This is a genomic window from Pigmentiphaga sp. (genome assembly GCF_019689535.1).
Classification (GTDB): Bacteria; Pseudomonadota; Gammaproteobacteria; order Burkholderiales; family Burkholderiaceae_B; genus Pigmentiphaga.
In genome coordinates this window covers 1-6,049 of sequence record NZ_JADGHH010000201.1, presented here as the reverse complement: position 1 = coordinate 6,049, position 6,049 = coordinate 1, and the positions used below count along the sequence as shown (strand labels likewise).

General features: G+C 64.3%; 6 protein-coding genes. 2 read left to right on the top strand and 4 right to left on the bottom strand.

Going from position 1 to position 6,049, the window contains the following annotated elements; genetic code table 11:
• Both IRZ12_RS14795 and IRZ12_RS14790 read left to right on the top strand, forming a co-directional pair.
• The coding region (locus tag IRZ12_RS14795) for a MarR family transcriptional regulator (RefSeq protein ID WP_296469912.1) at window positions 1-428 on the top strand (428 nt) is incomplete at its 5' end.
• Between the two features lie 65 nt (window positions 429-493).
• Window positions 494-1,291, top strand: coding sequence for an exodeoxyribonuclease III (locus IRZ12_RS14790; RefSeq protein WP_296469909.1), 798 nt, complete (start codon window positions 494-496; stop codon window positions 1,289-1,291).
• Window positions 1,292-1,437: 146 nt separating this feature from the next.
• Here the strand turns inward: IRZ12_RS14790 and IRZ12_RS14785 are convergent, their stop codons facing one another.
• The 4 genes from IRZ12_RS14785 to IRZ12_RS14770 all read right to left on the bottom strand — a co-directional run bounded on the left by IRZ12_RS14785 (window position 1,438) and on the right by IRZ12_RS14770 (window position 5,928).
• On the bottom strand, window positions 1,438-2,718 hold the full coding sequence (locus IRZ12_RS14785) for a hydantoinase/carbamoylase family amidase (protein WP_296469906.1): 1,281 nt from the start codon (window positions 2,716-2,718) through the stop codon (window positions 1,438-1,440).
• A gap of 8 nt (window positions 2,719-2,726) precedes the next feature.
• Complete coding sequence (locus IRZ12_RS14780; protein WP_296469903.1) at window positions 2,727-3,662, bottom strand: dihydroorotate dehydrogenase; 936 nt, start codon at window positions 3,660-3,662, stop codon at window positions 2,727-2,729.
• Window positions 3,662-4,498: a dihydroorotate dehydrogenase electron transfer subunit gene (locus tag IRZ12_RS14775; protein ID WP_296469900.1), complete on the bottom strand. Its 837-nt coding sequence runs from the start codon at window positions 4,496-4,498 to the stop codon at window positions 3,662-3,664. Before IRZ12_RS14775 ends, IRZ12_RS14780 begins: the two co-directional genes overlap by 1 nt.
• Window positions 4,499-4,680: 182 nt before the next feature.
• Window positions 4,681-5,928, bottom strand: coding sequence for an MFS transporter (locus tag IRZ12_RS14770; protein WP_296469897.1), 1,248 nt, complete (start codon window positions 5,926-5,928; stop codon window positions 4,681-4,683).
• Window positions 5,929-6,049: the final 121 nt, after the last annotated feature.

Genomic DNA, 6,049 nt, shown 5'->3' with positions numbered 1-6,049 from the left:
CCCTCGTCGTCCGCACGGCCAACTCGCTCCGGCGCGTCGTCACCTTGCCTTACGCCGAACAGTTCGGATTGACCATGGCCGAATGGCGCATGCTCTCGGTCGTAGCCGAGGCCGAACCGCTCCCATTTTCGGAAGTGGTCAAGCGGTCGGAGACCGACAAATCGCTGGTGAGCCGCGCGCTGCGACAGCTCGAAACCCGTGGCCTCGTGGAGCTCGAAGCAGTGGACGGCGCCTACCGGCGGGGTGTGACCTGCCGGCTCTCCAAACAAGGCAAGGCGCTATACAAACGCGCCATGCCCGTCGCCCAACGGGCGCAAGCCGCCATGATCCGCGTCTTGAACGACGAAGAGCGCCTGGTGCTGTACAAGACCCTCCACAAGCTGCGCCGCGCCTGCCGGGACGAAGAAGGCGACTTGGACGAGCCGTGAGCGCCGGGCCTAGACGGTGCACCGCGTAGAATTCGGCCAGTCACAGCGTATTTCAGGAGCCGATTTTGCTGCGCATCGTATCGATCAACCTGAACGGCATCCGTTCTGCCGCCCGCAAGGGCTTCTACCCGTGGCTCGCCTCGACCGGGGCGGACGTCGTCTGCCTGCAGGAGCTCAAGGCCCAGGATGCGGACATCACTGAGGAAATGCGGCACCCGCCAGGGTACGAGGGGCATTTCTTTCCTGCGCAGAAAAAGGGGTACAGCGGTGTCGGCGCTTACGTGAAACGCGCCTGCGAGTCGGTGCTTTGCGGTTTCGACAAAGAAGAATTCGACGCAGAAGGCCGCATCCTGCGCCTGGACTGGCCCGGACTGACCGTGGTCAGCGCCTACCTGCCTTCGGGCAGTAGCGGGGACGAACGCCAACAAGCCAAGTACCGCTTCCTCGACCGCTTCGCGCCGTGGCTCGCCGCCCTCATGGATGAACATCGACGCACCGGACGTGAGTTCGTGATCTGCGGCGACTGGAACATCGCGCACAAAGAGATCGACCTCAAGAACTGGAAAAGCAACCAGAAGAACAGCGGTTTCCTGCCCGAGGAACGCGCATGGATGACCAAGGTGTTCGACGAAATCGGCTGGGTGGACGTTTACCGGCGGCTACACCCGGATACGACGGGCGAATCCTATACCTGGTGGAGCAACCGCGGGCAGGCATGGGCGAAGAACGTGGGGTGGCGCATCGATTACCAAGTCGCAACGCCCGGCATCGCCGCGGCAGCCCGCACGGCCAGCATTTACAAGGAAGAACGATTCTCCGACCATGCGCCACTGACGATCGATTACGAGTGGAAGCTCAGCTGAGCAGGCACACGGCCCCCCTGGGCCAGGAAGCCAGGCTTGCGGCAGCCTGGCAAAGAAAAGGGCTCCCTCCTGCGCAACGCGCTGGATATGATCGACATCGCATGCGATCAGCCATCCCCAAGGGCCCCGACAATGAAACGAGTCCGCTATCCCAATCTCGGCAGCGCCTGGTAGAGCAGCTCCACGCCTGACATGAAGTCATCGAGGTCCATGGCCTCGGCAGGATTGTGCGATCCGTTCTCGTTGCGAATGAAGATCATGGCCGACGGAATGCCCGCATTCGCGAACAAGGCGGCATCATGGCCGGCACCGCTGGGCACGCGCTCGGCAGGCAAGCCGAGCTCAGCCGAAGCGTCGAGCAGCGCCTGGACCAGTTTCGAATCCATCGTGGCCGGCGCCGACTCGATGCGCCGGTCGAATTCGAACCGTACCCCGCGCTGGCGGGCCACGGCATCGCACTCAACGCGCATCACGCGGTAAAACTCTTCCAGCGTCACGGTGCTTTCGCTGCGCACCTCAAAGCTGAAATCCACCCGCCCCGGAATGCGCGACACCGCATGTTCGGCCGGGTCGGTACCCATCACGCCGGCGGTCACGACCAAGTCATTGCCACGTTCGAGCAGCACGCGCCAATGCTCGTCCAGCCGCATCAGCAGGTCCGACACGGCGAATACCGCGTCCTTGCGCAGCCAGCGCGGCACCGCCCCGGAGTGCCCCGCCTCGCCAATGCAGCGCACTGCGTTGTGGCGGATATTGCCCCGTATGCCCGATACGATCGCGGTCGGCCACTTGCGGGCCACCATCAACGGCCCTTGCTCGATGTGCAATTCGACGTAGGCTTTCACGCCCTCGACCCAGGGCATGGGCCGGCCGGCGACGATGCGATCTACGTCAGCGCCCACGCTAGCCATGGCTTCGGCCAACGTACGGCCGCTGCGCTTGTTGCGCAACTCGAGGTCCTCTGGCCGGAGCTTACCCAGGATGGCGCTCGATCCCATGTAGGCCTTGCCGAACCACGCGCTCTCTTCGCCCCGCATCGCGGCGACCCATACGGGATGCGGCAATGAAACGGCCTCGTCCTTTAGCCGCTTCAAGCACAGCAGCCCGGCGATCACGCCGGCAAGCCCGTCATAATTGCCACCCTGGGGCACGGAATCAACGTGCGAGCCGCATACCACGGCCGCCCCGCTGCCCTGCCCAGGCAGGGAGAACACGACGTTGGCGGCGGGGTCTGTCTCGGCGGCGATGCCGTGCCGACGAGCCCATTCCACCAGCGCCTCCAGGCATGCAGTCTCGGTCGGCCCGTAGCTCTCGCGCGAGACGCCGACGCCGTCGAAACTCAGGTCGCGTATGTGCGCGAACAACTCGGCCGCGTCCTGCGCCCCCGGAATACCCTTGCCTTTGACCGCCTCGATCGATGCCGTCATGTCAGACCTCAAGCCATGGCCTCGAAGGGCTCGAATCCGCTGTCTTCCACGGCTCCCACGAGACCTTGCAGGTTGGGCAAGCCGTTGCGGCGGCAGTATTGGACGAGGCCGTCAATGATCTCGACCATCGCCGTGGGATGCACGAAGGTCGCGGTCCCGACCTGCACTGCGCTCGCGCCGGCAAGCATGTACTCGATGGCATCGTCGGCGGTCGAGACGCCCCCGCAACCGACGATGGGAATAGACACGGCGCGATGGCACTGATAGACCATGCGTACGACGATGGGCTTGACCGCAGGGCCAGACAAGCCCCCCATGACATTACCGAGCTTCGGGCGGCGCGTCTCGATGTCGATCGCCATGCCGAGGATGGTATTGGCGACGACGAGGGCATCGGCGCCTTCTTCCTGGGCCGCATGCGCCACGTTGGCGATCTCTCCCGTGTTGGGGGTCAGCTTCACCCACAAAGGCAGCGAGGTGGACGCGCGCAAGGCCTTGACCACTGCCGCCGTGGACCGGGCGTGCATGGCGAACGCCTTGCCGTCTTCCTCGATGTTGGGGCACGAAATGTTGGCCTCGATGGCGGCAACGCCCTCCACCGCCGACAACTCGGCCGCCAAGCGGGCAAACCCCTCGCTCGAGGGCGCCGAGATGCTCACCACCAGCGGCGGGGAAAAGCGCCGGTAGAACGGGATGCTTTCGCTGATGAAATAGTCGGAACCTTTGCTCGGAATGCCGATGGCATTGAGCATGCCCCCATGCACCTCCGCCACGCGCGGCACGGGGTTCCCAGTGCGCTTCTCGCGCGTGATGGTCTTGGTGACGAACGCCCCCAGCCGGTTGAGGTCGATGGTATGGGCCAGGCCGTCGGCGAACGTGCCCGATGCGGGCATCACGGGATTGGACAGGCGCAATCCCCCTACGTCTACGGACAGGTCGATCATCACACCACCTCCGCAAGGGGAAATACGGGACCGTCCCAGCAGACGCGCTTGCTGACCAGCTGGTCATCCACGCGGAAAGCACGCACGCAGCAATAGCACATGCCAAGGCCGCAAGCCATCTGCTGTTCCATCGCGACTTCGCCAGGCACAGCCAACTCCTTGCCCAGCCGCCGCATCAGCGCGGTCAATCGCGCGGAGCCGCAGGTATAGAAAGCATCGGCGCGGCCGGCGGCATGCAACTCGCGCAACAGGCGCTCGACATTCTCGACCGAACTCGTGCCGGCCGCGTCGGTGACTTCGATGAGCGTGGCGCCAATGGCTGCAAACCGGTCCTGGGACATCAAGCTGGCCGAGTTGCGTGCACTGAGGATGGCGGTCACGCCCACGCCGGCGGTGGACGCAAGCTCGGCCAGCGGCGCCAGCGTCGCGAGTCCGACGCCGCGCCCGAGCACGACGATGTGGCGAACCTGGGGCGGCAGCGTGAAGCCCACGCCCAGCGGGCCCAGCATGGGAAGCTTGTCCCCCGGTGCGAGCGTCGCCAGCCCACGCGTGCCGGCGCCGGTGACTTTGTAGAGGAACTCCACCCTTCCCGTGGCCGGATCGGCCCGGTAGGTGCTCATGGGGCGGCGAAAGAAAGGCGCATCCTGGTCCGTGGAAGGACACAGCAGGTGGAAGAACTGGCCTGCCTTTGCGCCAGCGGCGGGCCATCCGGCATCCAGCACCAAGTGCTTGTAGTCTGGGTTGACCCATTCATTGCTAATGACCCTGCCGCAAGTGTCCGGCGAGGATTGTTCGATACAGCTGCCAGCCCGTGGCGCGGACATTACAACGTTCATACCCGATTCCTTTGCTGCGCGGAAAATCCCGGCGCTCGATACTTCGTTCATCCCTGGCGATGGGTACGGTTTGCGCCGATCCGTGCTCATCGCCATGTGAAAACTGCGCGGGCGGCGAAAGGGCGAAAAATTTGCCCTTTCCCCGCCCGGACGCTCGCTCGCCGGGTCCAAGAGTCGACCGGCTATTCGAGCGCGGCGCCCTTGCGTTCCGGGATCAAGAACAACGTGGCGATGATGTCCAGGACGTAGATCGACGCCAGCAGTGCGATGGCCGAGCTGAACGAATACTTGGCCGCCACCGCGCCGACCGCCAGCGGCCCAAAGCCGCCGACCGCGCGCCCGATGTTGAAGAGCACGTTCTGTGCCGTCGCCCGGGCCCTGGTCGGATAGAGCTCCGAGATCAACGCGCCATACCCGCCCAGCATGCCGTTCACGAACATCCCCATGATTGCGCCGCCGATGAGCAATGCGTATTGCGACGTCAATTGGGAATAAACGAGCACCGACGCCACGGCACCAACCTGGTAGAGCAGGAAGATGGGGCGGCGGCCGACGCGGTCAGCCAGCTGTCCGAACAGCCAAATGCCAAACGCCATGCCGAGAATCGTGATGGCGGTCCACCCGGCCGATTTGGTCAGGGAGTAGCCGAACTGGTTGCTCAGGTACGACGGCATCCAGATCATCACGCCGTAGTAGCCGAAGTTCTGGACGGAGGTCAGGATCACTACCCCCAGGCTCGCACGCGTCGTCTTGCCATCCGCGACCAGCAACTTGAAGGAGTTTTCTTTCACCGCGGTCTTCTGGCTTTCGACGAAGATCTTGGGCTCGCCGATGAAGTGGCGGATGACGAAAGCCACGACCGCGGGCAGCACGCCGATTGCGAACATGCCGCGCCACCCCACGATGGGCAGCAACACGGGGGTCACCAGTGCCGCGACCAGCACGCCGGCCTGCCAACCTAACCCGACGTACGAACTCATGCGTGCGCGTTGCTCCGGACGGCACGCTTCGGCGGCCAGCGCCATGCCGATGCCGAACTCGCCACCCAGGCCCAAGCCGGCGATGGTCCGATAGGCGAGCAAGTCCCAGTAGCCTTGCGCGAGCGCACACAGCCCGGTAAACACCGCAAACAGAAGAATGGTCCAGTTCAGCACGCGCACGCGCCCGAACTTGTCGCTCAGCCAACCGAACACGATGCCGCCGACGACGGCGCCCACCAGCGTCCAGGTCACCAGGGATCCGGCCTGCGTGCTCGACAGCCCGAGATCGGCCGAAATCGCTGCGAGGATGAACCCCAAGATCAAGAGATCGAAACCGTCGAGTGCATACCCGACCGTCGAGGCGATGACCGCCTTGCGGGCATAGTCGTCGCCCTCATTCGCCTTGGCTACCGGAACGTCTCCGGCGCCGGCGACATACTTTTGTGTCATTTCCCTGCTCCGGGAGAAAAGAATGTCGATGGAAAAATGGCCGAGCCTTCTTCGCACCGACACCACGTTCGTGACCTGGGAAGGGCGAAGCACGGACGCTTTGGGAGGAGCGCCAGTATTT